This window comes from Methanopyrus sp. SNP6 (assembly GCF_002201895.1).
Taxonomy (GTDB): domain Archaea; phylum JAADCQ01; class Methanopyri; order Methanopyrales; family Methanopyraceae; genus Methanopyrus.
Map to the genome: position 1 here is coordinate 1370311 of NZ_CP019436.1, position 21807 is coordinate 1392117.

A 21807-nucleotide genomic window follows, 5' to 3' on the forward strand; every position below is an offset into this window, starting at 1 on the left:
CCTCACCCTTACACGACCTTCTTGCCGTCCTTCTCGACGATGTAAATACCGTCCTGGAACACACGCGGATCCCGATCCTTGATGTATGTGGCCTGCTCCAGGTTCGCGGCGGTCTGTCCGACGGCCTCCTTATCGATACCGCGTACGATGATGTCCTGGCCCTGTACGATGACCTCGGTGTTCTTCGGGTCGACGATCTCGGCGACGCGCGGCACGTTCTCACCCATGAAGTTCTCGATGTAGACCTTACCCTCCTTCTGGTCCACCTTGACCTCTGGCGGGAAGTGCGAGTACACCAGCTTTAGCTTGTATTCGTGGCCCTCGGTGACGCCCTTCTGCATGTTCTTGATGTAGGCCTTGATCATGCCCAGGATGGCCTTCTGACGCCGGTTAGACTTCGTGGCGGCGATCACGACCTCGTCGTCCTCGACCCAGAGGTACACGTCTGGGTAGTAAAACTCCTTCGTGACTTCTCCTTTCGGACCCTTGACGGTGACCTCGTACCTCCGGTCCTCGCGCTGGGAGATCTCGATCTCGACGTCGTCCTTGATTTTGACGCGTTCCTCCATTACGACGACGCCGGGAATGGCGTCTTTCGCAGGTTCTAGCTTAGCCTCCGCCACAGTCCAGTCCCCCTCAATACACGTACGCGAGCAACCGTCCTCCGATGCCTTTCTCTTTCGCCTCGTAGTGGCTCATGACGCCCTCGGGGGTGGTCACGATCAGGAGGCCGAAGTCTCGGGCCGGCAGGTAGCGCTGCTCCCAGTACTCCCACTCGTCCTTCTTGACCGGGTGTCTGGGCTTGATTACACCGCAGTCGTTGATCCTGCCGACCAGCTTGACTAGGAACTTCCCGGAGCGACCGTCGTCGATGAACTCGAAGCTACCGATGTAACCGTACTCCTGCATCACTTTCAGCACACGACCGATGAGCTTGGACGCTGGCTCGATCACGCACTCCTTGTTACCTACCATCTCGTTGTTCTTGATCGTGGCCATCGCGTCCGCGAGTGGGTCCATCATGGCCAAGCGATACCAACCCCCCTCAGTTGTACTTCTTAAACCCCATCTTTTCAGCCACTTCTCGGAAACACTGCCTGCACAGCATGATACCGTACTTTTGTATGACTCCGTGCGTATCACCGCAGCGCCGGCACCGGCGTGCGCCCTTGCCGAACTCCCTCCTCGCCATTCCGGGTCACCCCCTCAGGGCAGGACCTCCACGTCGAACTCCTCCTCCATGAAGACTATGCCCTCCTCCTTAGTCAGCCGGTGCCGGCGCGGGACGGGGCGACGACAGCGACGCCTCCTCATCACTCGGAAGCCCGGGCGCTCCAGGGTCACGGCGATGTCCATACCGAAGATGCCTATCTCCGGATCGTACTCGACGCCCTCAAGGGCGATGTGCTCCTCCAGACCGAAGCACACGTTACCGAACTCGTCGAACTGCGACTCGTGGAGCTCCCTGTCGACGGCGTCCAGTGTCCAGTCGAGGAACTCGATCGCCCGCTCTCGTCGCAGGTCCACCTTCACTCCGATAGGCTGGCCGCGTCGGATCCCGAAGCTCGGGTTCGTCTGCTTGGCCCTGGTATAGACGGGCTTCTGTCCGGTGAGCTCCTGGAGGAGCTCGTAGGCCTTCTGCAGCCGATCCCCGGACTCGCCGACGCCTATGTTCACGGTGACCTTGCCCACGTGCGGCTTCCGCATCGGGTTGCTCTCCCAGTCCTCCAGGATCTTACGCCGGATCTCCTCGTCGACGACGGCCAACTGGGGATCCCCCTACTCCTCCTTCCTCACGGTGACTATCGGCTCGTCCTTACCGATCGCAATGAGCCGGCCCTTCGTGGTCTGGAATCTGTCTCCCTCCGGGTTCTCGACGGTGACGAGGTCTTCTTGCGGACCCTCGAAGGTTTGGATCTCGACGACATGACCTACCTCGCCCGAGTGTCGGCCGGTCATCGCGTACACCCAGACGTCCTCCTCGAACGGGATGTGGTCCACGACCTCCCATCTCTCACCGCTGTCCGGTTCCGGGAGCTCGAGCACGAGGCTGTCTCCCACGCTGTAGACGTCCTCCTTCGGATCCGTCGGGTCCTCGATCTCGACGAGCCAGTTCTTGCCGTCGTGCATCGTGATCTGGAGGTTACCTCCCTTCACGTAGGTCTTGTTCTTGATTCGGCAGACTTTCACCCTGGCCTCTTCCTCTGAGATCGGGACGACGTCCAGGCGGTGGTGCTCGTTCATGACCACGCGGTACCTATCTCCGGTACGCGGGATCTCTACCACGTCCATGATGCCCACCGGAAACTTCGGCTCCTTCCTCACCACGCCGTCAACGTAGATTTCACCGCGCGTGATGATCTTCCGGGCTTCCCGCGCGTAGTCGGCGTATCCCAGCATGTCGCGTACCAGGATCAGCAGCGGCACGCTCGTGTCCATGGTGTGCGGTCCAGGGTACGGCCTCGGTGCGAACTTACCACCTTCCTTCCTAGGGATCGGCCAGGCGTACGGGGCTGCGAGGCGCTTCACGTGACGCTTCGGACCGCTACGCGCGCGACCCAAGCGGGTTCACCCCCCTTACTCCTCGGACTCTTCCTCCTCCGTTTCTTCCTCTTTCTCCTCCTTCTCCTCTTCGGGTACGGACTCGACCTCAGGAGTACCGCCGGAGCGCTCTATGATCTTACGCCGCATCGGGTCGTCCAAGTTCGGCTCGATTATCATCACGTTGGAGGGGTGAATCGGATAGTACACCTCCTCTCCGTTCGCCCGCTCGATCGTGGCGCCCTCCACGTAGATACGTAGGCGTTTCAAGTCCACCTCGACGACCTCGCCCTCGTGATCCTTGAAGTCACCTCGCATGATCCTGACCACGTCTCCCTTTCGGACCGGCAGGCTCCGTCGGTTGAACTTCTTCCTGAGCTCCGGGTGGAGCGTAGCGCTCATGAGCTTCTGGCGCTTGTGCAGCGGGGCGTTGAAGAAGGCTTTACGCTGTTTCCTCGGCTGACTGGACTTCGTCCAGCGCAAGTGTGACGTCCCCCTAAACTATGATACTCGCGATGCTACCGATCCTGGGCCAGCGCTCCGCGGCCTCCTTGGCCACGGGGCCCCTGATCTCGGAGCCTCGCGGGGCGCCGTCCGGCGTCACGATGACGGCCGCGTTATCCTCGAACTTCACTCGAGTTCCGTCGGGACGACGGTACTCCTTGCGCTGACGTACGATGACGGCGTTCACGACCTCCTTCCGCATGTCCGGAGTACCTTCCTTCACCGAGCACACTACCATGTCGCCGATCCCGGCGTTCGGTAGCCTCCTACGGACACCCTTGTAACCCTTCACGGCGATGATCTGGAGCTCCCTGGCGCCAGTGTTGTCCGCGCAGGTCAGTCGTGCGCCCACGGGTAGCGCGGCACGCGGGGACTTCGCCTTGATCGCCTTCACGGCGGCTCACCCCTACCTCTACTGTGCACGTTCGAGGACCTCGACCACGACAAAACTCTTCGTCTTGCTCAGGGGACGGCACTCCGCGATCCGGACCTTGTCACCTTCCCGGGCGTCTATGCAGGGCGGGTTGTGGGCCGGGATCCTGGAGCGTCTACGCTCCCAACGCTCGTACTTCCGATCGTACCGGTAGTACTCGCGCTCCACGATCACCGTCTTGTCCATTCGGTCGCTCACTACGACACCCTCGAGGACCATCCCACGGACCCTCAGGTTACCGTGGAACGGGCAGTTCGGATCGTCGCACTCCCTCCGCGGTGGCTTGACGCCGAGCCCGATGTCTTTCACCATTCGATACTCCCCCGTCAATCCAGGTAGTCCTCAGGATCGAACCTACCGCGCGCGATCTCCGCGTATTTGATCCGCTTAGAAAGCCTTTCCTCCGGACGACCCACGAGCAGGGCACCGTCAACGCGTACCCTCTCGCCCGACGGAAGCTTGAACTCGAGCAGCACCCGATCTTTCACTATAACCTTTTCACCGGACTCCGTCTTCAATACCAGGGTGTTCTTCGTTTCGTCTACGATTCTGCCTTCCAGGCCCTCGTACGGAGGTCCTAGCGACTTCACCACTCGGCACTTCAGGCCGATGAGCTCGTGTCGGACGATGTTGCGTGGGGTGATCGGCAATGTCCGGAATCCCCGAGGTTAAGGTCTTCCGGTCCGCGACATGTCAGGACCTCCTGAGGCTCGCGATGGAGAGCGCGAGGAAGCTGGAGCCGGTTTCCGGGGACAGCGTCAGGTACGACGCGGACTCCCGGGTGTTGAAGCTCACGGAGGACCCGACATACCTGGATGTACGATCCGGAGAGGCCGGCAGGAAGCTCGGTGGGGAAGAACCCGTGATGATCACATTCAACGACCCGGCCGTGGCCGAGACCGAGAGGTGCTGCTTCCGGGACAAAATCGAGCTCGCCTCGGAGCTGGCCGAGCTGCTGATCGAGGGGCGCAGCAGGGAGTTCGCACGCAGGGTTAAGGGATTACCCGAGGTGGCCCTCGTGGAGCTCGGAGGCGATCCCAGGTACGAGCCGGTCTCCCTACGCTCTCCACTCACTCGGTAGCCACGCGCTTCGCGATCGCCTCGGCCACCCCCTCCGTGGTCTCGGAACCTCCGAGATCTGGGGTCCTCACGCCCTCACGCAGTACTTCCTCAACAGCACGCTCGATGGCACGGGCCTCCTCCCCATAACCGAGGTAATCCAGCATCATGGCGGCCGAGAGGATCGCAGCTACCGGGTTCGCGATCCCCTTGCCTGCGATGTCGGGTGCCGATCCGTGTACGGGCTCGAAGAGGGCCGCGTCGTCCCCTAGGTTCGCGCTGGGCGCTAGGCCGAGGCTCCCCATCAGGCCCGCAGCCAGGTCGGAGAGGATATCCCCGAACAGGTTGGAGGTGAGGATCACGTCGAAGCGGTTCGGCTCACGCACCAACTTATAAGCCGCCGCGTCCACGTACTCGTCGTCCCACTCCAGACCGCGGCGCTCCACGGTTTCCGCCGCGACGCGCTTGAACGTCCCGCACGTGAGCTTCAGCACGTTGGCTTTGTGAACTATGGTCACGCGGCCGGAGCGTTCCTCGGCTAAGTCGCATGCGATCTTGGCGACCCTACATGTACCTTCCTCGGAGATCTTACGTAGGGCTACGGTGACACCGTCGTGTACCTCGCACTCACACCCGGTGTAGAGGCCCTCGGTGTTCTCCCTGACGATCATTAGATCGAACTCCGTGTCGACCGGTCTCGGTACGGGCCAGGAACGGGCCGGGCGGACGTTGGCGTATAGCTCGAGCTCCTTCCGCAGCGTCACGATGGGGCTCTCGGCTTCCGGACCCTCCGGGGTCGTGCACGCGCCGAAGAGAACGGCGTCCGCCTCGCGGCAGCGCTCGACCGTCTCGTCCTCGATCGTGATCCCTCGTTTCTTCCACAGCGAGTACCCGGCCTGTTCCTCCACGATCTCCAATTCGTCGCCCAGGACCGCCCTAACGACTTTCAGGGCCGCGTCGATGACCTCCGGTCCGATCCCGTCCCCTGGAATGACCACGACGGTCGGCGACGCGTTCACCCCCGTCGGGCCTCGGAAAGGCCAATCCTCGTCACCGATCTCGCAGAGCCGGCCTCGTCATCGGCCATCATCGCGGGAACTTGGGCGGTATCCGACCGTCCCTGCGGAACATGGTCGGTCGGTAGTCCGATACGTCCATGACCGGGGCCCTGCCGAGTAGTCCGCCCATCTCGAACTCGTCCCCGGGCTCCTTGCCCGGCGCTGGGATGATCCTGACCGCCGTCGGCTTGCCCGTAGCCACGCCGATCGCCGCCTCGTCAGCGATGATACCCGCGATGGTCTCGACCGGGGTGTCTCCGGGCACGACAACCATGTCGATCCCAACGGAGCACACCGCGGTCATGGCCTCAAGCTTCTCGAGGGTGAGGACTTCCTCCGCCGCTCGGGCCATCCCCGCGTCCTCGCTCACCGGGATGAACGCCTCGCTGTAACCGCCGTGTCTCGAGGTCGCGGCCGCTCCACCCTTCTTGATCGCGTCCATCAGCAGGTACAGCGCGGCCGTGCTTCCGGGACAACCGCACGATTCTAGGCCAATCCTCTCCAGGATCTCCGCGACACTGTCGCCGTCCTCTGGGGTCGGGGCCAGCGACAGGTCCACGGCCCCGAACTCCACCCCTAGTCGCTCCGCCACCCGATGGCCCACCAACTCGCCCACTCGGGTGATCTTGAACGCTGTCCGCTTGATCTCGTCGTGCAGCGTCCGGAAGTCGGCGTCCTTCAACTCCTCGACGACTGCTCGGACGACGCCCGGTCCCGAGATCCCCACGTTGACGCACGCCTCGGGTTGTCCGACCCCGTGGAATGCTCCGGCCATGAACGGCGTGTTCTCGGGAGCGTTGGTCAGCGCCACGAGTCTGGCACAACCGTGCCCCTCGGTGCGTTCCGCGGTCTCCTTGACGGCCTCCGCGGTCCTGTACACCGCGTCCATGTTAATCCCGTAGCGCTCGTCCGCGACCACGACCGACGCGCAGAGCCGCTCCGTCTCCTCGATGGCTTCCGGGATAGTGTCCAGTACGGCCTCGTCAGCCTCCGTGAACCCGTCGTAAACGAGCGCCGTGTACCCACCGAGGTAGTCGACACCAACCTCCTCCGCCGCCTCGTCCAACGCCTCCGCGATGGTCAGGACGGCCTCGCGCCCCTCCTTCCGGATGGCAGACGCGGCCACGAGTGAGCATGGTGTGACGGCGATTCGCTTGTTCACCACAGGCACTCCAAGCTCGTCCTCCACCTCCTCTACGACCTCCACGAGGTCACCGGCGACCTCGACGATCTTCTCGCGAACGCCCCGCGCCAGCTCCTCCGGATCCGGGTGGGCGCAGTCCAGGAGGTTGATCCCAAGTGTCACCGCTCGGACATCGAGGTTCCGCATCCGGATCATCTCGATGGTCTCGATGACCTCCTCCACGTCCAGACTGGACATGAGGCCTACACCCGGTGCATCGCGCGGTACACGTCCTCATGCTGAACGATCACGTCGACACCGAGCTCTTCGCCAGCCTTTTGAAGCTCCTTCCTCAGCTCACCCACACTCACGTCGGCCTCTGAGAGGTCGACGAGCATGACCATCGCGAACAGGTCACGTAGTACCGTCTGGGAGATGTCCTCGATGTTCGCGTTGTGTTCGGCCAGAACGCTCGAGATTCCGGCTACGATACCTGGTCGGTCCGCACCGATCACGGTCACCACCGCGCGGGTCAACTCGATGCCCCCAGGAGCGTGATCGCGACCGTCAGAAAGGTTTTCCTCGAAGGGCCCGAGGACCGGGACGGAGTGCGGACGCCGCTTCGACGTCGAACTGCGGAACGGGCCTTCCGACAGCTCGTGGAAGTACCCGACCCGCGACGTCAGATACCGGTAATCGCCTTCCGACTCCGAATTCCGAACAGAGATTTAACTTCGGGCAGTCTCGGTGGTGGAGGGGGTGCGGGAGATCGAGTTATTGACCGCCGTCCTGGCCGGCGTGGTGCAGGGTATCACGGAATGGTTACCGATCAGCAGCGAAGGTCAGGCGACAATGACGATGATGAAGGTACTAGGTATCCCACCCTCGACCGCGATGGACCTGGCGCTCTGGCTCCACGCCGGCACATTGCTCGCCGTGCTGTTACGGTTCGGAGTCCCGTACTGGATGACGGTGAAGGACCTACTGACGGGCGGACCGTGGCGGCGACCGGGACTGTTCTTGATCGTTGCCACGGTTTGTACGGCCGTCGTCGGGCTCCCTGTCTACAAGGCATTGAAGGGTATCTTCTCGGCCGCCACGGGAGACGCGATCCAGATGGCTATCGGAGGTGCCCTGATCGTCACGGGACTCCCCCTTCGGATATCGCCCGAAGGACTGAGGGACCGCAGAGATGTCAACGTCGTGGACGCCATCACCGTGGGCTTGGGGCAGGGGTTCTCGGTGATCCCCGGGATCAGCCGATCAGGTACGACGATGGCGCTCCTGCTCTGGCGTAAGTTCGACGGTAGAGAGGCAGTATGGTTGTCGTTCTACCTGGCCGGTCCGGCGATGTTAGGCGCGACGGCTCTGGAGCTTAAGGAGGGGCTGAGCGCGGCCACGAAGATGGGCACGACGTGGATGGTGACGGCGATAGTGGTGTCCTTCGTCGTGAGCTTGATCTGTATGGAGGCGCTGCTGCGGGTGGCGAGGCGTCTCGACTTCTCGAAGGTGTGCCTGCTATTGGGTGGGATCGCGCTCTTAGTGCCGCTAGCGGCCAAGATGATCTGAGAGGGGTGATGAAAATCGGGGTCCGGGAGTTGGCCGCCGTGGCGGTCGGAGGCGCGTTGGGGGCTGTCTGTCGCTACTTGCTGTCAGGTCTCGTGCCGCAGGTGCGTGGGTTCCCTGTGGGGACGGTCCTCGTGAATACCCTCGGGTCGTTCATCTTCGGATTCCTAGCCTGGTTGATGATGTTCGGCTCGCTCTCCCCCAAGATCCGAGCGCTCGCGATGGTGGGGTTTTGCGGGAGCCTAACCACGCTGAGCACGATGGCGTACGAGACCGTGGAGCTGCTAAAAGCCTCACCGGTACTCTCCATTCTCTACTTAACAGCTAACATCGTGTTCGGGATCGCGGCCATGATCGGTGGTATGGCGGCGGCGCACGTGGTATGGTCGGGGAGGGCGTGAGGTTGGTCAGGGAGATCGAGGAGCCGGTGAGACTGAAGGTGTACCTGCTCGAGGGGGACAGAGTCGATGGAGTGCCGGCGGTAGACTGGATCCTCGAACGCGTACGCGAGCTTGGACTGAGAGGAGCCACCGTATACCGCTGCTTCGCGGGCTGCGGCCGTCGCGGGCACTCAGAGGCGCGTATCCTCAGGACGTCGATGAACCTGCCCGTGGTCGTCGAGGTGGTGGACAGTCTGGAGAAGGTCGAGCGCCTTCTGGAGCTCCTCAAAGAGCGTCTCGACGTGGGCGTCGTAACCCTGGAGCGGTTAGAGGTCGCGTACGACCTGGAGGGGTGAGCACGTGCAGAGTCCGTACGTACGCGAGGCCGTGAGGGAGATGAACCTGCCGGACGAGGTTATAATCTACGACACGACGCTGAGGGATGGTGAGCAGACTCCGGGTGTCAGCTTCACGCCCGAGCAGAAGCTGGAGATCGCACACCTACTGGACGAACTGGGTGTGCAGCAGATCGAGGCCGGGTTCCCGGTGGTGTCCGAGGGTGAGCGGGACGCCGTGCGCATGGTAGCTTCCGAGGGATTGGACGCAGACGTACTGTGCCTGGCTAGGACGCTACGGGGTGACGTGGACGCGGCGCTGGATTGCGATGTGGATGGTGTCATCACCTTCATCGCGACCTCCGAGCTGCACCTGAAGTACAAGCTCCGGATGTCGAGGGAGGAGGTGCTCGAGCGGATCGCCGACACGGTCGAGTACGCGAAGGACCACGGGCTGTGGGTGGCGTTCTCCGCGGAGGACGGGACAAGGACGGAGTTCGAGTTCCTGAAGAGAGTGTACCGGACTGCGGAAGAGTGCGGGGCGGACCGCGTCCACGCGACGGACACCGTCGGCGTCATGATCCCTGCGGCGATGCGCCTTTTCGTGACGAAGATCCGCGAGATCGTGAACCTACCCATCGGCGTGCACTGCCACGACGACTTCGGTATGGCCGTGGCCAACTCGTTGGCCGCCGTCGAGGTGGGGGCACAGGCGATCTCCACCACCGTGAACGGGATCGGTGAGCGCGCGGGCAACGCGGCCCTCGAAGAGGTTATCATGGCACTCAAGAAGCTGTACGGGATCGACCCGGGGTTCAACATCGAGGTACTTGCGGAACTCTCGAGGAAGGTCTCGGAGTACTCCGGTATCGACGTGCCCCCGAACAAAGCCGTCGTGGGCGAGAACGCCTTCAGGCACGAGTCCGGGATCCACGTGGCCGCGGTCCTGGAGGAGCCGCGCACTTACGAACCTATGGATCCCAACGAGGTTGGTATGGACCGGAAGATCGTCCTCGGTAAGCACACCGGACGTAAGGCGGTGGTCGCGAAGTTGGAGGAGCTGGGCGTGGAACCGGAGGAGGAGATCGTCGAGGAGGTCCTCAGGAGGATCAAAGCTCTCGGGGACCGGCGGGTCAGGGTCACCGACTCCAAGCTCGAGGAGGTCGTCCGGAACGTGCTGGGATCGAGAGGTGACCGAGACGATCCAGGTAATCGATGAGTCCCCAGGCTTCCTCCGCGTACTCCAGGAACGCGTCCGCCTTATCGGGCCAGGACCCCTCGATCGACGCCGAAGGGTTCGCGGCGAGCCATCTCAGGGCAAGTTTCACCAGCCCGTCCTGTCTGTCGTCCCCGGTGGGCGCTATCCGTAACCCCGAGACGCGCCGTCCCGACCTCTCCAACGGTTCCATCGGCAGCGCGCACCTGCCCACCGGTCCGAGGAGGTCGCACACTAGACATGTCACGTAAAGGTCTTCTTCGTACAGGTAACGGCGACCCGACTCAAGGATCCTGCCAGCCGCCTCTAGGTCCCACATCGAGAGGTAGCCCCGCGGCCGGTACTTACCGACGTCTCGCGGATGACAGTAAGGAGGTCCCCCGATAGGACATGCGAAGGCCGGGTGACCGACTTCCCGCAGTACCACCTCGCACAACGCCCGACGGAGGAGCTTCCTGCAATCCTCCTGCCGAGATCGTATCACTATCAACCCAGCCTACCCCCCGAAGGGGGAGCGGACGTGGCGTCCGTCGCGGAGAGGATCCTCTCGGAGAGGGTCGGAGAACATGTCGAAGCCGGCGAGGCCGTGTACGTGGAACCCGACGTGATCATGTTGCACGACGGGTCCGGAGCGACCGCCCTCAGGACGCTGCGAGAGCTCGGTGTGGAACGCGTCGAGAGTCCGGAGAAAGTCGTTCTAATCTTCGATCACTCCGTACCTCCCAGCTCGGTGGAGGCGGCGAACTGCCAGAACGAGCTCCTCGAGTTCGCCCGACGCCATGGGATCGAGCACGTCCACGTGGACGAGGGTGTATGCCATCAGGTGCTCGTCGAGGAGGGGTACGCTGGACCCGGTCGGGTGATTTTCGGCGGCGACTCCCATACCCCGACCGCGGGAGCCGTTTCCGCCCTCGCGTTCGGGTTCGGAGGAACGGACATGGCCTTCGCCCTCCTCTACGGCGAGCTCTGGATTCGGGTCCCAAGGACCGTGCGAGTGCACGTCGAGGGCGAGCTGAAGGAACCCACCACCGCCAAGGACCTGGCCCTGACCGTGGTCGGCGAGTTGGGTGCAGGGTACGCGGACTACGCGGTCCTCGAGTACACGGGGTTCCCAGAGCGCATGCCGCTCGGCGACCGTATGTGCCTGTGTAACCTGGCCACGGAGGCCGGTGCGAAGTCCGCGTACGTACCACCGGAAGGGGGTCCCGAGGAACTCCGACCTGGGGACGCGGACGAGGTGATCGAGCTGGACGCCTCCGAGGTCGAGCCAGTGGTCTCGGTCCCGCACCGCGTCGATGACGTGCGACCCGTGGGCGACGTCCAAGGTGTGGAGGTGACCAGGGTGTTCGTGGGATCCTGCACCAACGGTCGCTACAAAGACGTGAAGACTTTCACCGAGATCCTGGAGGAACTCGGCGGTCCCCACCCCGATGTGCGGATCGTAGTCGTACCGGCGTCTCGCCGAGTGCTCGAGCGCATGACGGAGACTGGGATAACCCTGAAACTGATCCGTATGGGCGTCACGATCGCCCCACCCGGCTGCGGGCCCTGCTTAGGTGAACACCTCGGAGTGCTCGGAGACGACGACATCTGCGTCTCCACGGCGAACCGGAACTTCCCTGGTAGGATGGGATCCCGGGGGGCCGAGATATACCTGGCGAGTCCCGTGACGGCCGCAGTCGCAGCGGCGGAGGGAGAGCTGGTAGACCCACAAGACGTCCTAAGGTGAGCTTCTTGAGCGAACGGATGAACAAGCTAGCGTACAGACTCCTCGACATCACGGTACACGTCGTGATGATCCTCATCCTCGCCATCACCCTCTTCATCTTCGGGGTAGGCGTGTACGACATTGTGAAGACTTTCCTCACCAGTCCTTACCAGGTTCGTTTCCGCATGACTTTCGGACTCATCGTGGAGTGTGTGTTCGATGTGCTCCTGCTCCTTGAGGTCTATCAGAGCGTACTCGAAACTCTCAGTCACCGACGCGTGCCGCTGCGGTACGTTGTAGACATCACCATCATCATGATACTTCGGGAGACGTTCCTGAAATACTACCGAGGAGTCATACAGCCTGTCGAGCTGCTCTCGGTGACCGCTATGTTGACAGTACTCGTCGTGTCACGCGTCGTCGTACTCAAGTACTCACCCGACTACTTCGAAGCTCATTTCAAGGAAATACGGGGGCAAGAGCGTGAAGTGGAGCGGTAGGGGACACGTGTTCGGAGACGACGTCGACACCGATCAGATCATCCCCGGACGTTACCTGAGGAGGGTCTCTTACGATGAGCTCGGCCGCTACGCCATGACCGGTGTTGACCCGGAGTTCCCCGAGAAGGTCCGTGAGGGCGACGTGATCGTGGCCGGGAAGAACTTCGGCTGCGGTTCCTCCCGCGAACAAGCCGTCATGGCACTCCAGCAGGCTGGGGTCACCTGTGTGGTAGCGAGGTCCTTCTCCCGTATCTTCTACCGGAACGCGATCAACCGCGGGCTACCCACAGTCGAGGCCGAGAAGGATCCTACCGAGGTGGTGGAGGATGGCGACCGGGTCACCGTAGACTTGGACGAGCTGGTTCTCCGGGTCGGGTCAGAGGAGGTACCGCTGCGCGAGCCCCCCAAGTTCGCGCTACGAGCCTGGGAACAGGGGGGTTTATTGGAGATGGCCAGAAGGAACCCGAATAAGCCGCCCTGGAGGGACTGACTCGTGCTAGCGTACTGATCGGAAATCGCCGACGTTTCCGTAGCCCGCGGGAATGTTACGACGACCGGAACGTTCGGGGCTCTAAAATGAGAGATCTTCTGAAAATCGTAAGTTGGTTGCGCGCACGACGCGTGGTGGAGGTGGGTCACGGGAGGAACCTCCGATACCTCAAGGAACTGATGAGGCTCGGAATTGACGCGTATGGGGTAGAGATCGATATACAGCACGTCCGACGGGCGTTGAATGAAGGAATACCTTCGGTCAACGCGGACGCTATCAAGGAGTCAAGATGGATACTGCGGACACTACGTCCTGATCTGGTGTACGCCGTGCGACCGCCGGTGGAACTGGCGGTGGGACTGATAGAGCGGTACCCGACGGTCGCACTGAAGATGATGGAGGAGGAACGGTACGAGTTGCCGGAATCGCTAGTACGGGTCGGAGGTTGGCTTCTACACTGTGTTCGATTTTCACACTTTCGAGAAAAACCGAAAAAGCCTTGAACGGCCCGGTGGAGGGGCGGCGCGGAGGCGAGTTCCGCCATTTTCGGGGGAGTGCTCAGTGAGTTTCGATGATCTCCTGGAAACTCCCGTCGACAGGAGGACGTTCTTGAAGCTTGCGTTCACAGGCGTGTTGTCCGTCCTGGTGTCGGAGGAACCTGTTCGGGCGCTGATTAAATCCGTCCCGAGGTCCGTGGCCATGGTTTTCGGAGGGTCGTGTGGAGGTTGTACCACGACGTTGGTCGAGATCGGTATTGATCTCAAGGCGCTCGCCAACGCAGATCCCGTGTTCGGAACTCTCAGGCGCTCATTGATCTACTGTCCCAGTTTCACAGATCGATCATTGGATGATTTTCTCCGACTGAGCAGTGTAGACGTTACGCTGATCACGGGAAGTGTAGGGCCCACAATCCACGATTTCGAGACAGTTGTGGAACACGCACGTGAAATCTCCAATACGGTGATAGCAGTGGGTAACTGCGCGTGGACGGCCGGAGTGAACCGTCTGAGTCCGTACGGGTTGAGACCTGTATCCGACGCGGTTGTGGTGGACGAGTACGTGCCGGGGTGCCCTCCCAGGCCTGAGCACATCTGGTACGCCATGACCGGCGGAGCCATCGGTGAGCCACCATCTTCGACGGAGCTGGGAGGTAGTCGCTCCGAACCGGGGTTCAAGACCGTATGTAGGACGTGTGTGTGGCGTAGGACGAGGAAGATTGCGAACACCTTAGCCGAACCCGGATGTAGGGGAGCTATCGGCTGCAAAGGGGGCTGAAACCCCAAACTGCGCGGCCTCGAAAAGCACCGCCGGTGTTTCACCGTGCACGGCGACGGGCGACCTGTGCATCGGGTGTTACTCGGATCAGTTCCCTAAGCTGCCGTTCTACGAGTACCTGGCCCGAGTGCCGTCGAAGCCCGTGACCACAACGGAGAAGGGTCCCTCTACCATCCCCGTACCGTTCGTCGGTATCCCGGCTTACCATAGTATTGCCGAGTTCTTCAGGAACTTGCTCCAATGATTGGGGGAATGACGGGTGGGTAAAGTGGAAGTGCGCCCACTGACACGGGTCGAGCATCACTGTGAACTCCTACTGCTGGAGGAGAACGGTGTGGTAGTCGGGAGGAACATCGAGCGGGACGGGAAGCTGAATCACTTCGACCCTGAAGGCAGGTACCCGAAGTATGTGGTCACCGACCTCCGTGGGATCCAGGAAATCGCGAAAGGGAAGGAGCCGGAGGACGTTCCGAAGCTCGTCTCCCGCGTCTGTGGTCCATGTTCCTTAGCCCATTGTTTAGCCTCCGTTCAGGCTGTCGAGGACGCATACGACACAGTCCTCCCTACCACCGCCTGGAAGGTTAGGCGGTTCCTATGTGCAATTCACACAATTCAAGACCATCTACTGTGGTCGCTACTGATCTCGAGGGACTTCCTACCCGACACCGTGGTCGACGACCTCTACGACCAATTCGTGAAGTATCACGGCGACGCGCAGGCGTTGGTGGCGGTCTTTACGGGTAAGCCGGTGCATCCCGCCTCCGTGTGCGTGGGTGGCTACACGGGAGACGTAGAGAAGCTGTCGAGCCTCTACTCGACCGTGAGGAGCAGGTTGGAGTCGATGCAGTCCTTCCTCGAGTCGGTAATACCGACCTTCTGGAAGTACCTGAGCGCGTATCTGCCGGACGACGTCGGCGATCGTCCCGCTCACATGATCAGCTCGGGTACTCCGTTCTATTCCGGTCTAACCTCAGGATACGTCCACCCGTACCTTGCGACGTCCGGAGGTGTACTGATAGCCGACACCAAGGACCAGGGGAGCGTGGAGCGTGCCCGACTGGTGCCGTTCTACCACGATAGGGTGGGTAAAATAAAGCTGGCTCGGGGGTCGAACCTGAACGAGCGATGCTACTCCTACTCCGAAGTCGGATATTACGAGTGGAACGGTACCAAGTACGCGTGCGAGGCGGGACCGTTAGCCAGGTTAGCGGTAGCTTACAAAGCTGGGGATGAAAACGTCAGGTGGTTCCTGGACTCTTGGAGTGAGAAGCTTGACGTGGAAGTGTGGGGACTCTTGAAACCGTGTGCCCGTAACAGGAACATGGCGAGAATACTGGAGGCGTTGCTCCTGACGCGTCTGGCCTTGCACTGGATAGACGACCTCCCAACCACGGGCTCCACGTACAAGGATCCCTCGCGCCGCTCCGGGTGCTTTGGCACCGGTGTCATCGAGGCTCCGAGGGGAACCCTGATCCACAAGGTGTCCATCGGGTCGGACGGCAAGGTGGTAGGTTACGAGATAATCACGCCGACAAACCTCAACCACGCGCCGATCGAGGAGTCCATGGTCGGGGAAAGAGTGTACATCGACGAGAAACTGGCGGCCGTGAAGCGTCAGGTGTCCGAATCCGAGCGCCTGCTGCTCGGGGATGCGTGTAGGGCGGCTCGGAGCTTCAACCCGTGCAACTCCTGTGCGTCCCACACAATCGTGAAGGTGGTGAAGAAGAGGGGTGGACGAACTCCCGGATACCGGTACATCAGGCCGGCACTCTACAAAGAAGAAGCCTGTGTGGTACGGTATATGTTGCCCTGTTCGTACCTACTCTTCCTCATCGGGGCAGCTTTTTCATACATAGTGTTTTGAAGGTCTCTATAAGGGTGTTGTACTCGTTTGCCCCCGGAGTAGGTGCCGAACCCTTCATGTCGCTTGAAGAGTTCGTATCCTTCGTGGTAACCGTGATCTTCATCATGGGAATCGTGTTTCAGCTTCCCTTGATAACTTACTTAGCCGCACGCTCAGGGCTGATAGATCCCGAGACGCTCAAGAGGCGCAGGAAAGAGGTGTGTGGCGGTACTGACGATAGCAGGCGTAGTCACCCCAGACCCTACCCCGTGTACGCAAGTGCTGGTATCGGTCCCCGTACTGCTCCTCTACGAGGTAGGGGTGCTAACCGCGAAAAAGGAGGTGAAAAGAGGATGATAGGAGGGTTGGGTACCTCGGAACTGCTGTTGATCCTGGCGGTGATATTGCTCCTGTTCGGCCCGAAGAAGCTTCCAGAACTGGCACGTGCGATAGGGGAGGCGGTAGGGGAGTACAGGCGAGCGCAGCGGCGCGTCGAGTGGGAGTTGGAGGCTGAGGAGCGTCGAAAGGAGAAGCGGGATGACTAATCGGACCTAAGAAGTACGCGTTCCACCTCGGGGAGCTCGTCCGGGGTGTTGACGTTCAGGAGTTCGGCGTCGTCCCGGGGTGGTACGACCCGGAAGGTCAGACCGCACTCCCGGAGAACCGGGTTCAGGTTGAGAGCGTTGGGACCGCGGACGTCGGCGGCGAGTTCTTCAATCGTTTCTAGGAACTCGAGGACGGCGTCCTTCCGGAGGGCGAGCGGCGGCCCGTGACCTAGGAGATCGTCGCCGGAGATCTCCTCGTCCGGGGCGCCACGATCGAGTACAGAGGCCCCGTGTTCGGCGGCGGTCTCGGCGAGACGACGCATGGTCTCGGCCGTGACGGTGGGCTGATCGCCGGCGAGGATAAGACTTACGTCGGCGTCGGAGCGTCGGAGGAGGTTGGCTGTAGTACAGGCCATGGGGACGTCGACGGGGTCGTTGAGGACGGGGCGTGCGGGTACGGTCGCGTGCCGCCGGACGACGTCCCAGACGAGTCCTGCGTCGTAACCGAGACCGACGAGGAGCTCGTCGACGACGCTGGAGGCCCGCTCGACGACCCAGGCGACCATGGGCTTACCGGCGACTGGGTACACGAGCTTACTCACGGGCTCCTCACCGCGCTCCTCGAGGGCCTCGCGGAAGCGGGTGGAACGTCCGGCCGCGAGCACACACGCGGCGACCCTCAAGGTCCTCACCCGTGGAGTTCGACGACGTCACCGTCCTCCAGGACGTGATCACGCCCGACCATCATACCGTCTTTTTTGACGGACTTACCCCAGACGCGGGCGTACTTGAGGTTCTTAGCTAGGTCGGAGTGTATCTCTCGGGCGACGTCCTCGACCGTAGCGCCTTTAGTTAGGACTATTGGCGGCTTCTGCGGTTTCCCACCGGGTTTCTTCGTGTAGACCCGAATGATGCCGAGCGTATCGTAGAGGCGACGCTTGAACTCGTCCAGGTTGATGCCCTTCTCGGCGGAGACGGGGACGACGGGGAGGTCGAACTCCAGGTCATCGACGCGTTCCACGAGCCGCTCGTACGATTCCTTTGAACCCGGCGCGTCGCCCTTATTGGCGACCAGGAGGGCCGGCTTGTATTCGATGCGCTTGTCGAGGGCGTCCGCAACATCTTCGAGGGTGATACCGTCCTCCTCGATGATGACGACGGCGCTGTGGATCCCGGCATCGTGGAGGAGCTCCTTGACGTCGTTCGGGTCGCAGTCGAGGCGATCCTCGCCGCGTATCTCGATACCGCCGGTGACGCGTTCCTCGATGGTGACGGCGGGCGGGTCCTGGTTGAGCTTGATGGCCGCCGACTCGAGCTCGCGGAGTACCGTCTCGAGTTGTTCGACGGGGTCTTCGGTGAGGTCTATAATCAGACAGAGCGCGTCGGCGTTGCGGATGACACCGACGAACTTGGAGCCGTCACCGCGGGTGAACCCCTCGTAGATCGGCGGGATCTCAACCAGTTGTATCTGAACGTCCTTGTATTCCATCATACCGGGCACGGGCTCCTTGGTCGTGTAAGGATAGGGGGCGGTGTCGGGGTCGGCGTTGGTGAGCTCGCGGAGGAGTGTGGACTTACCGGCGTTGGGGGGTCCGACGAGGGCGACTTGGGCCGCACCCTCCTTCTTCACGTTGTAATCGGGCCCACCACCCGACTTCTGCTGACGGCGCTTCTCGACCTCCTCGCGGAGCTTGGCTAGTCTACGCTTGAGTAGGGCACGAAGGTTCTCGGTTCCCTTGTGCTTGGGGACGACGGCGAGCATTTCCTCGGTGATCCTAAGCTTCTCCTCAGGGGAGCTGGCCTTCCGGTACTTCTCCTCGAGCTCGTGGTACTCGAGGGGTAGGTTGGCGGGCACACAGTCACCCCCGCACGAAGGCGCTGACACCGTCGAGGACCATCTGAACGCCGATCGCCGCGAGCAGGACCCCCATGACGCGCGTAAGGACTCGGATGCCGGAGCGACCGAGGAACCGGGCGAGACGCTCCGCGGCTCGGAAGATCACCAAGGTGAGGAGCATGACGATGAGGCAGGCCAGCATCGTCTCGAGGCGACCATGACGGTGGAGCATGATGATCACAGTGACGATTGCGCCGGGACCCGCGAGGAGGGGCGTTCCAAGGGGGACGTAAGCCACGTCGATGCGTGACTCCGGTTCTATGCGGAAGCCCGTGGGATCTCCCTCGACCATACCGAAGGATGCGCGGAGTAAGAGGACACCGCCGGCTATCATGAGTGCCTCGACGGAGATCCCGAGGTAATCGAGCGTTGCTTTACCGGCGACCGCGAAGCCGAGGATGAGCACGGCGGCGAATGCGACGGCTCTATGGACGACGCGTACGCGATCCCGTGGTCGGAGTTCCGAAGTGACCGCGAGGAGCGCCGGCACGTTCCCGATGGGGTCGACGACCACGAAGAGCTCGATTACACCCTTGAGCACGCTGTACGGGTCCAAGACCTTCAACCCCAGCCATAAGCGTTTAACTTACGCGCCTCTGGGTTGGCCGGGGGGGTCTCCGGTTGCGCAGTGGTGATATCAAGGAGGGCGTAGAACGGACGCCGCACCGGGCGCTGCTTCGTGCGTGCGGACTCACTGACGAGGAGATTGACCGACCGTTCGTCGCAGTAGTGAACACGTACTCGGAGGTCGTCCCGGGACACATGCACTTGGACAAGGTGGCGGAGGCCGTCAAAGCCGGGATCCGCATGGCCGGCGGGGTACCGTTCGAGGTCGAGACGATCGCCCTGTGCGACGGTATCGCGATGAACACTCCCGGTATGAAATATTCCCTCCCGAGCCGTGAGCTCGTGGCCGATACTATCGAGACCGTGATCGAGGCGCACCGGTTCGACGGGTTCGTGGCGATCGTCTCGTGCGATAAGATGGTGCCTGGAGCGTTGATGGTGGCGGCGCGGCTGGACCTACCCGCGGCGGTCGTGACCGGGGGCCCGATGGAACCCGGGCGCGTGGACGGCGAGCGGGTCGACCTGATCGATGCGTTCGAGGCGGTGGGAGCGTACGAGAAGGGGAAGATCTCGGAGGAAGAACTCGAGGAGCTGGAGCGGCGCGCGTGTCCTGGACCCGGATCCTGTGCTGGGATGTTCACGGCGAACACGATGGCGTGCATGACCGAGGTGCTGGGAATGTCTGAGTTCAACTGCGCTGCGACCCCGGCGACGGAGGCGGAGAAGCTGCGGGTCGCGAAGCTTACGGGCATGCGGATCGTGGAGGCGATCAGGGAGGGGATCACAGCACGGGACGTGCTCACGCGGGAGGCCTTCCTGGACGCGATCCGTGTCGATATGGCGCTGGGTGGGAGCACTAACACCGTGCTGCATCTGCTCGCGATCGCGCGTGAGGCCGACGTCGAGCTCTCACTCGACGACTTCGACGAGCTGAGTAGGGAGACGCCGCATCTATGCGCAATGCGTCCGGGTGGCCCCTACACGATGCGGGATTTGTACGAAGCGGGTGGCGTCCCCGCGGTCATGAAGGAACTGGCGGACGACCTGCACCTGGACAGGATCGACTTCGCAGGTCGATCGATGCGAGAACGGGTCGAACTGGCCGAGGTGAAGGATCGCGAGGTGATCAGGCCGAAGGAGGATCCCGTGCGTGAGGAAGGTGGTATCGTCGTCCTGTACGGGAACCTCGCCCCGAAGGGAGCGGTTATCAAGACGGCGGCGCTCTCGGAGGAAATGTACGAGCACGAGGGTCCGGCGGTGGTGTTCGACTCGGAGGAGGAAGCGACGGAGGCTATATTGAACGGCGATATCGACTCGGGTGACGTGGTCGTGATCAGGTACGAAGGTCCCGCCGGCGGTCCCGGAATGCGTGAGATGCTCACACCTACGGCGGCACTGTGCGGGATGGGACTGGACGACTCCGTGGCGCTCGTGACGGATGGGAGGTTCTCCGGCGGTACGCGAGGTCCGTGCGTGGGGCACGTGTCACCGGAGGCGTACCGGGGCGGACCGATCGCGGTCGTGGAGGATGGAGATACAGTCCGACTCGACGTGCGGGAGCGACGGCTCGAGGTGGACGTCGAGGACGAGGAACTGGAGGCCAGGTTGGAGGAGTGGGAGCCCCCGGAGGACGAAGTCACGGGGTACTTGAGGAGGTACAGGGAGCTCGTCCGCGGAGCCGATGAAGGGGCCGTACTGCGGTGACTCTCGGAGAGCGGACAGGTCGGGGCCGTTCGATCGCCGAGCGCAGCCTCGAGCGGTGGATCGAGAAGCTCGGTGAGCCCGAGAACTTGGAGGACCTTCTCTCCCTCCGCATATCTCATGCCACGTGGGATCCGTTCGTGTCGGAGACCCTGAGGATCGAGCCCTCGGAAGAAGCCGTCGTGGAGGGTTTGGAGTCCGCTGAAGTAGTGGCGGTGGACGTGGGTATGGTGGCGGCCGGAATCCGTCGATCGGTAGATCGCATCGGGTTGGAAACCGTCATCGCCTCGGAGGTCGGCGAGCGGGTCCACGAGGACACTGTAACCGGGGATGGCATGCGTCGGATCCTGGAGGACCACCGGAACGTGGCGGTCGTCGTCGGGAACGCCCCGACGGCCGCGGAAAAGGTCGCCGAGTACCCGGAGTCGATCGCTGTATCGGTCCTGTTCCCGGTGGGGATCGGTGCGATAGAGACGAAGCGAGCCGCGGTGGACGCCGGGGTTCCGGTAGTAACGAACGTCTCAGTCCGCGGTGGAACACCGCTCGCGGTAGCGGCGTTCAACGCCCTGGTGGACTACGTCACCGGAAACGCTCTTTGATCGTGTCGTCGTCCCTGGCCACTTGCTTCTTCATCTCTTCCCTGTATTCCTCCAAGAAGGACCTGGTGTCCTCGTTCTCCAGCGCCAGGATCTGCAAGGCTAATAGAGCCGCGTTCTCCCCACGATCCACGCCGACGACCGCCACCGGTACGCCCGGAGGCATCTGCACGGTCGAGAGGAGCGCGTCCAGGCCACCCAGTTTCGCCTCCACCGGCACAGCGATCACGGGCTTCAGGGTCTTGGCGGCGATCACACCAGGTAGATGAGCTGCCAGACCCGCGATCGCAATGTACACCTTCACGTCGGGCTCGTACTCCTCGATCAGATCGTCGATACGCTCCGGAGTCCGGTGAGCGGAGGTCACCCGCACGTCGTAATCGACGCCGGCTCGGTCGAGAACCTTAGCGGCCTTCTCGGCAACGTCCCGATCGCTCCTACTTCCCAGAACGATCAGAACGTCGACCATT

Annotated in this window: 31 protein-coding genes; 14 read left to right on the forward strand and 17 right to left on the reverse strand. The window is 62.2% G+C overall.

From position 1 onward, the window contains the following. Positions 1-8 precede the first annotated feature (8 nt). From BW921_RS07450 to BW921_RS07490, 9 genes are read right to left on the reverse strand one after another with little or no spacing between them, the layout of a single operon-like run. Positions 9-587, reverse strand: a complete 579-nt coding sequence (locus BW921_RS07450) for a 50S ribosomal protein L6 (RefSeq protein ID WP_394338951.1) — start codon at positions 585-587, stop codon at positions 9-11. 49 nt (positions 588-636) lie between these two features. After that, positions 637-1029 carry a 30S ribosomal protein S8 gene (locus BW921_RS07455; RefSeq protein ID WP_148689215.1) on the reverse strand — a complete coding sequence of 131 codons (393 nt, stop codon included), beginning with the start codon at positions 1027-1029 and terminating at the stop codon, positions 637-639. A gap of 16 nt (positions 1030-1045) precedes the next feature. Further along, positions 1046-1192, reverse strand: a complete 147-nt coding sequence (locus BW921_RS07460) for a 30S ribosomal protein S14 (protein ID WP_011019590.1) — start codon at positions 1190-1192, stop codon at positions 1046-1048. Positions 1193-1206: 14 nt separating this feature from the next. Beyond that, entirely contained in the window at positions 1207-1767 is a 561-nt protein-coding gene (locus tag BW921_RS07465; RefSeq protein WP_148689216.1) for a 50S ribosomal protein L5, read from the reverse strand. A 12-nt stretch (positions 1768-1779) separates the two neighbouring features. Further along, positions 1780-2562 (reverse strand): 30S ribosomal protein S4e, encoded by a 783-nt coding sequence (locus tag BW921_RS07470; protein ID WP_148689217.1) that lies wholly within the window; start codon positions 2560-2562, stop codon positions 1780-1782. Between the two features lie 15 nt (positions 2563-2577). After that, positions 2578-3024: a 50S ribosomal protein L24 gene (gene rplX, locus BW921_RS07475; RefSeq protein WP_148689218.1), complete on the reverse strand. Its 447-nt coding sequence runs from the start codon at positions 3022-3024 to the stop codon at positions 2578-2580. A gap of 13 nt (positions 3025-3037) precedes the next feature. After that, entirely contained in the window at positions 3038-3439 is a 402-nt protein-coding gene (locus BW921_RS07480) for a 50S ribosomal protein L14 (protein ID WP_148689219.1), read from the reverse strand. Between the two features lie 18 nt (positions 3440-3457). Further along, positions 3458-3790: a 30S ribosomal protein S17 gene (locus tag BW921_RS07485; RefSeq protein WP_148689220.1), complete on the reverse strand. Its 333-nt coding sequence runs from the start codon at positions 3788-3790 to the stop codon at positions 3458-3460. A 14-nt stretch (positions 3791-3804) separates the two neighbouring features. Further along, a complete protein-coding gene (locus BW921_RS07490; RefSeq protein ID WP_148689221.1) occupies positions 3805-4128 on the reverse strand; it encodes a ribonuclease P protein component 1 in 324 nt (107 codons plus the stop codon). On the opposite strand from BW921_RS07490, the gene BW921_RS07495 reads away from it, so the two are divergent. Continuing rightward, positions 4128-4559, forward strand: a complete 432-nt coding sequence (locus BW921_RS07495; protein WP_148689222.1) for a hypothetical protein — start codon at positions 4128-4130, stop codon at positions 4557-4559. The genes BW921_RS07490 and BW921_RS07495 overlap by 1 nt on opposite strands. Here the strand turns inward: BW921_RS07495 and BW921_RS07500 are convergent. The 3 genes from BW921_RS07500 to BW921_RS07510 all read right to left on the reverse strand — a co-directional run bounded on the left by BW921_RS07500 (position 4549) and on the right by BW921_RS07510 (position 7254). After that, entirely contained in the window at positions 4549-5556 is a 1008-nt protein-coding gene (locus BW921_RS07500) for an isocitrate/isopropylmalate dehydrogenase family protein (RefSeq protein ID WP_148689223.1), read from the reverse strand. The genes BW921_RS07495 and BW921_RS07500 overlap by 11 nt on opposite strands. A 67-nt stretch (positions 5557-5623) precedes the next feature. Then, entirely contained in the window at positions 5624-6976 is a 1353-nt protein-coding gene (locus tag BW921_RS07505) for a PFL family protein (RefSeq protein ID WP_148689224.1), read from the reverse strand. A 5-nt stretch (positions 6977-6981) separates the two neighbouring features. Then, positions 6982-7254 (reverse strand): ACT domain-containing protein, encoded by a 273-nt coding sequence (locus BW921_RS07510; protein WP_088336255.1) that lies wholly within the window; start codon positions 7252-7254, stop codon positions 6982-6984. A gap of 223 nt (positions 7255-7477) precedes the next feature. Between BW921_RS07510 and BW921_RS07515 the strand changes: the two genes are divergently transcribed. Genes BW921_RS07515 through BW921_RS07530 form a run of 4 tightly spaced genes read left to right on the forward strand, consistent with a single transcriptional unit; the run spans position 7478 to position 10218 of the window. Then, positions 7478-8287, forward strand: coding sequence for an undecaprenyl-diphosphate phosphatase (locus BW921_RS07515; RefSeq protein WP_168168859.1), 810 nt, complete (start codon positions 7478-7480; stop codon positions 8285-8287). A gap of 38 nt (positions 8288-8325) precedes the next feature. Next, positions 8326-8685 carry a CrcB family protein gene (locus BW921_RS07520; protein WP_236953834.1) on the forward strand — a complete coding sequence of 120 codons (360 nt, stop codon included), beginning with the start codon at positions 8326-8328 and terminating at the stop codon, positions 8683-8685. A 2-nt stretch (positions 8686-8687) separates the two neighbouring features. Then, entirely contained in the window at positions 8688-9020 is a 333-nt protein-coding gene (locus BW921_RS07525; protein ID WP_168168860.1) for a DUF190 domain-containing protein, read from the forward strand. Positions 9021-9024: 4 nt separating this feature from the next. After that, a complete protein-coding gene (locus BW921_RS07530) occupies positions 9025-10218 on the forward strand; it encodes a homocitrate synthase family protein (RefSeq protein ID WP_148689227.1) in 1194 nt (397 codons plus the stop codon). Here the strand turns inward: BW921_RS07530 and BW921_RS07535 are convergent. Then, entirely contained in the window at positions 10139-10705 is a 567-nt protein-coding gene (locus tag BW921_RS07535) for a hypothetical protein (protein ID WP_236953746.1), read from the reverse strand. The genes BW921_RS07530 and BW921_RS07535 overlap by 80 nt on opposite strands. Positions 10706-10735: 30 nt before the next feature. On the opposite strand from BW921_RS07535, the gene BW921_RS07540 reads away from it, so the two are divergent. The 7 genes from BW921_RS07540 (at position 10736) to BW921_RS07980 (ending at position 16576) form a co-directional block, all read left to right on the forward strand. Then, the gene (locus tag BW921_RS07540; protein WP_236953747.1) at positions 10736-11944 is read left to right on the forward strand and encodes a 3-isopropylmalate dehydratase/homoaconitate hydratase family large subunit; all 1209 of its coding nucleotides are present in this window, start codon (positions 10736-10738) and stop codon (positions 11942-11944) included. A 5-nt stretch (positions 11945-11949) separates the two neighbouring features. Continuing rightward, positions 11950-12423 (forward strand): phosphate-starvation-inducible PsiE family protein, encoded by a 474-nt coding sequence (locus BW921_RS07545; RefSeq protein WP_148689230.1) that lies wholly within the window; start codon positions 11950-11952, stop codon positions 12421-12423. Continuing rightward, entirely contained in the window at positions 12407-12913 is a 507-nt protein-coding gene (locus BW921_RS07550; protein WP_148689231.1) for a 3-isopropylmalate dehydratase, read from the forward strand. The genes BW921_RS07545 and BW921_RS07550 overlap by 17 nt, the downstream gene beginning before the upstream one ends. Before the next feature lie 86 nt (positions 12914-12999). Beyond that, positions 13000-13416, forward strand: coding sequence for a UPF0146 family protein (locus tag BW921_RS07555; protein WP_148689232.1), 417 nt, complete (start codon positions 13000-13002; stop codon positions 13414-13416). Between the two features lie 58 nt (positions 13417-13474). Continuing rightward, positions 13475-14188 carry a hypothetical protein gene (locus BW921_RS07560; RefSeq protein WP_148689233.1) on the forward strand — a complete coding sequence of 238 codons (714 nt, stop codon included), beginning with the start codon at positions 13475-13477 and terminating at the stop codon, positions 14186-14188. A 259-nt stretch (positions 14189-14447) separates the two neighbouring features. Then, a complete protein-coding gene (locus tag BW921_RS07565; RefSeq protein ID WP_148689234.1) occupies positions 14448-16052 on the forward strand; it encodes a twin-arginine translocase subunit TatC in 1605 nt (534 codons plus the stop codon). Further along, entirely contained in the window at positions 16049-16576 is a 528-nt protein-coding gene (locus BW921_RS07980) for a twin-arginine translocase subunit TatC (protein ID WP_250638224.1), read from the forward strand. The genes BW921_RS07565 and BW921_RS07980 overlap by 4 nt, the downstream gene beginning before the upstream one ends. On the opposite strand, the gene BW921_RS07575 is transcribed toward BW921_RS07980, so the two are convergent. From BW921_RS07575 to BW921_RS07585, 3 genes are read right to left on the reverse strand one after another with little or no spacing between them, the layout of a single operon-like run. Continuing rightward, positions 16573-17259: an NTP transferase domain-containing protein gene (locus BW921_RS07575; RefSeq protein WP_168168861.1), complete on the reverse strand. Its 687-nt coding sequence runs from the start codon at positions 17257-17259 to the stop codon at positions 16573-16575. The two genes, BW921_RS07980 and BW921_RS07575, sit on opposite strands and share 4 nt — an antisense overlap. A gap of 5 nt (positions 17260-17264) precedes the next feature. After that, entirely contained in the window at positions 17265-18431 is a 1167-nt protein-coding gene (locus BW921_RS07580) for a GTP-binding protein (RefSeq protein ID WP_148689237.1), read from the reverse strand. Positions 18432-18435: 4 nt separating this feature from the next. Next, a complete protein-coding gene (locus BW921_RS07585; protein WP_168168862.1) occupies positions 18436-19029 on the reverse strand; it encodes a MarC family protein in 594 nt (197 codons plus the stop codon). 65 nt (positions 19030-19094) lie between these two features. Here BW921_RS07585 and ilvD point away from each other — a divergent pair, with 65 nt between their 5' ends. Then, positions 19095-20744 carry a dihydroxy-acid dehydratase gene (gene ilvD / locus BW921_RS07590; RefSeq protein WP_148689239.1) on the forward strand — a complete coding sequence of 550 codons (1650 nt, stop codon included), beginning with the start codon at positions 19095-19097 and terminating at the stop codon, positions 20742-20744. After that, a complete protein-coding gene (locus BW921_RS07595; RefSeq protein ID WP_148689240.1) occupies positions 20741-21340 on the forward strand; it encodes a precorrin-8X methylmutase in 600 nt (199 codons plus the stop codon). The genes ilvD and BW921_RS07595 overlap by 4 nt, the downstream gene beginning before the upstream one ends. On the opposite strand, the gene purE is transcribed toward BW921_RS07595, so the two are convergent. Next, entirely contained in the window at positions 21321-21806 is a 486-nt protein-coding gene (gene purE, locus BW921_RS07600; protein ID WP_148689241.1) for a 5-(carboxyamino)imidazole ribonucleotide mutase, read from the reverse strand. The two genes, BW921_RS07595 and purE, sit on opposite strands and share 20 nt — an antisense overlap. Position 21807: the final 1 nt, after the last annotated feature.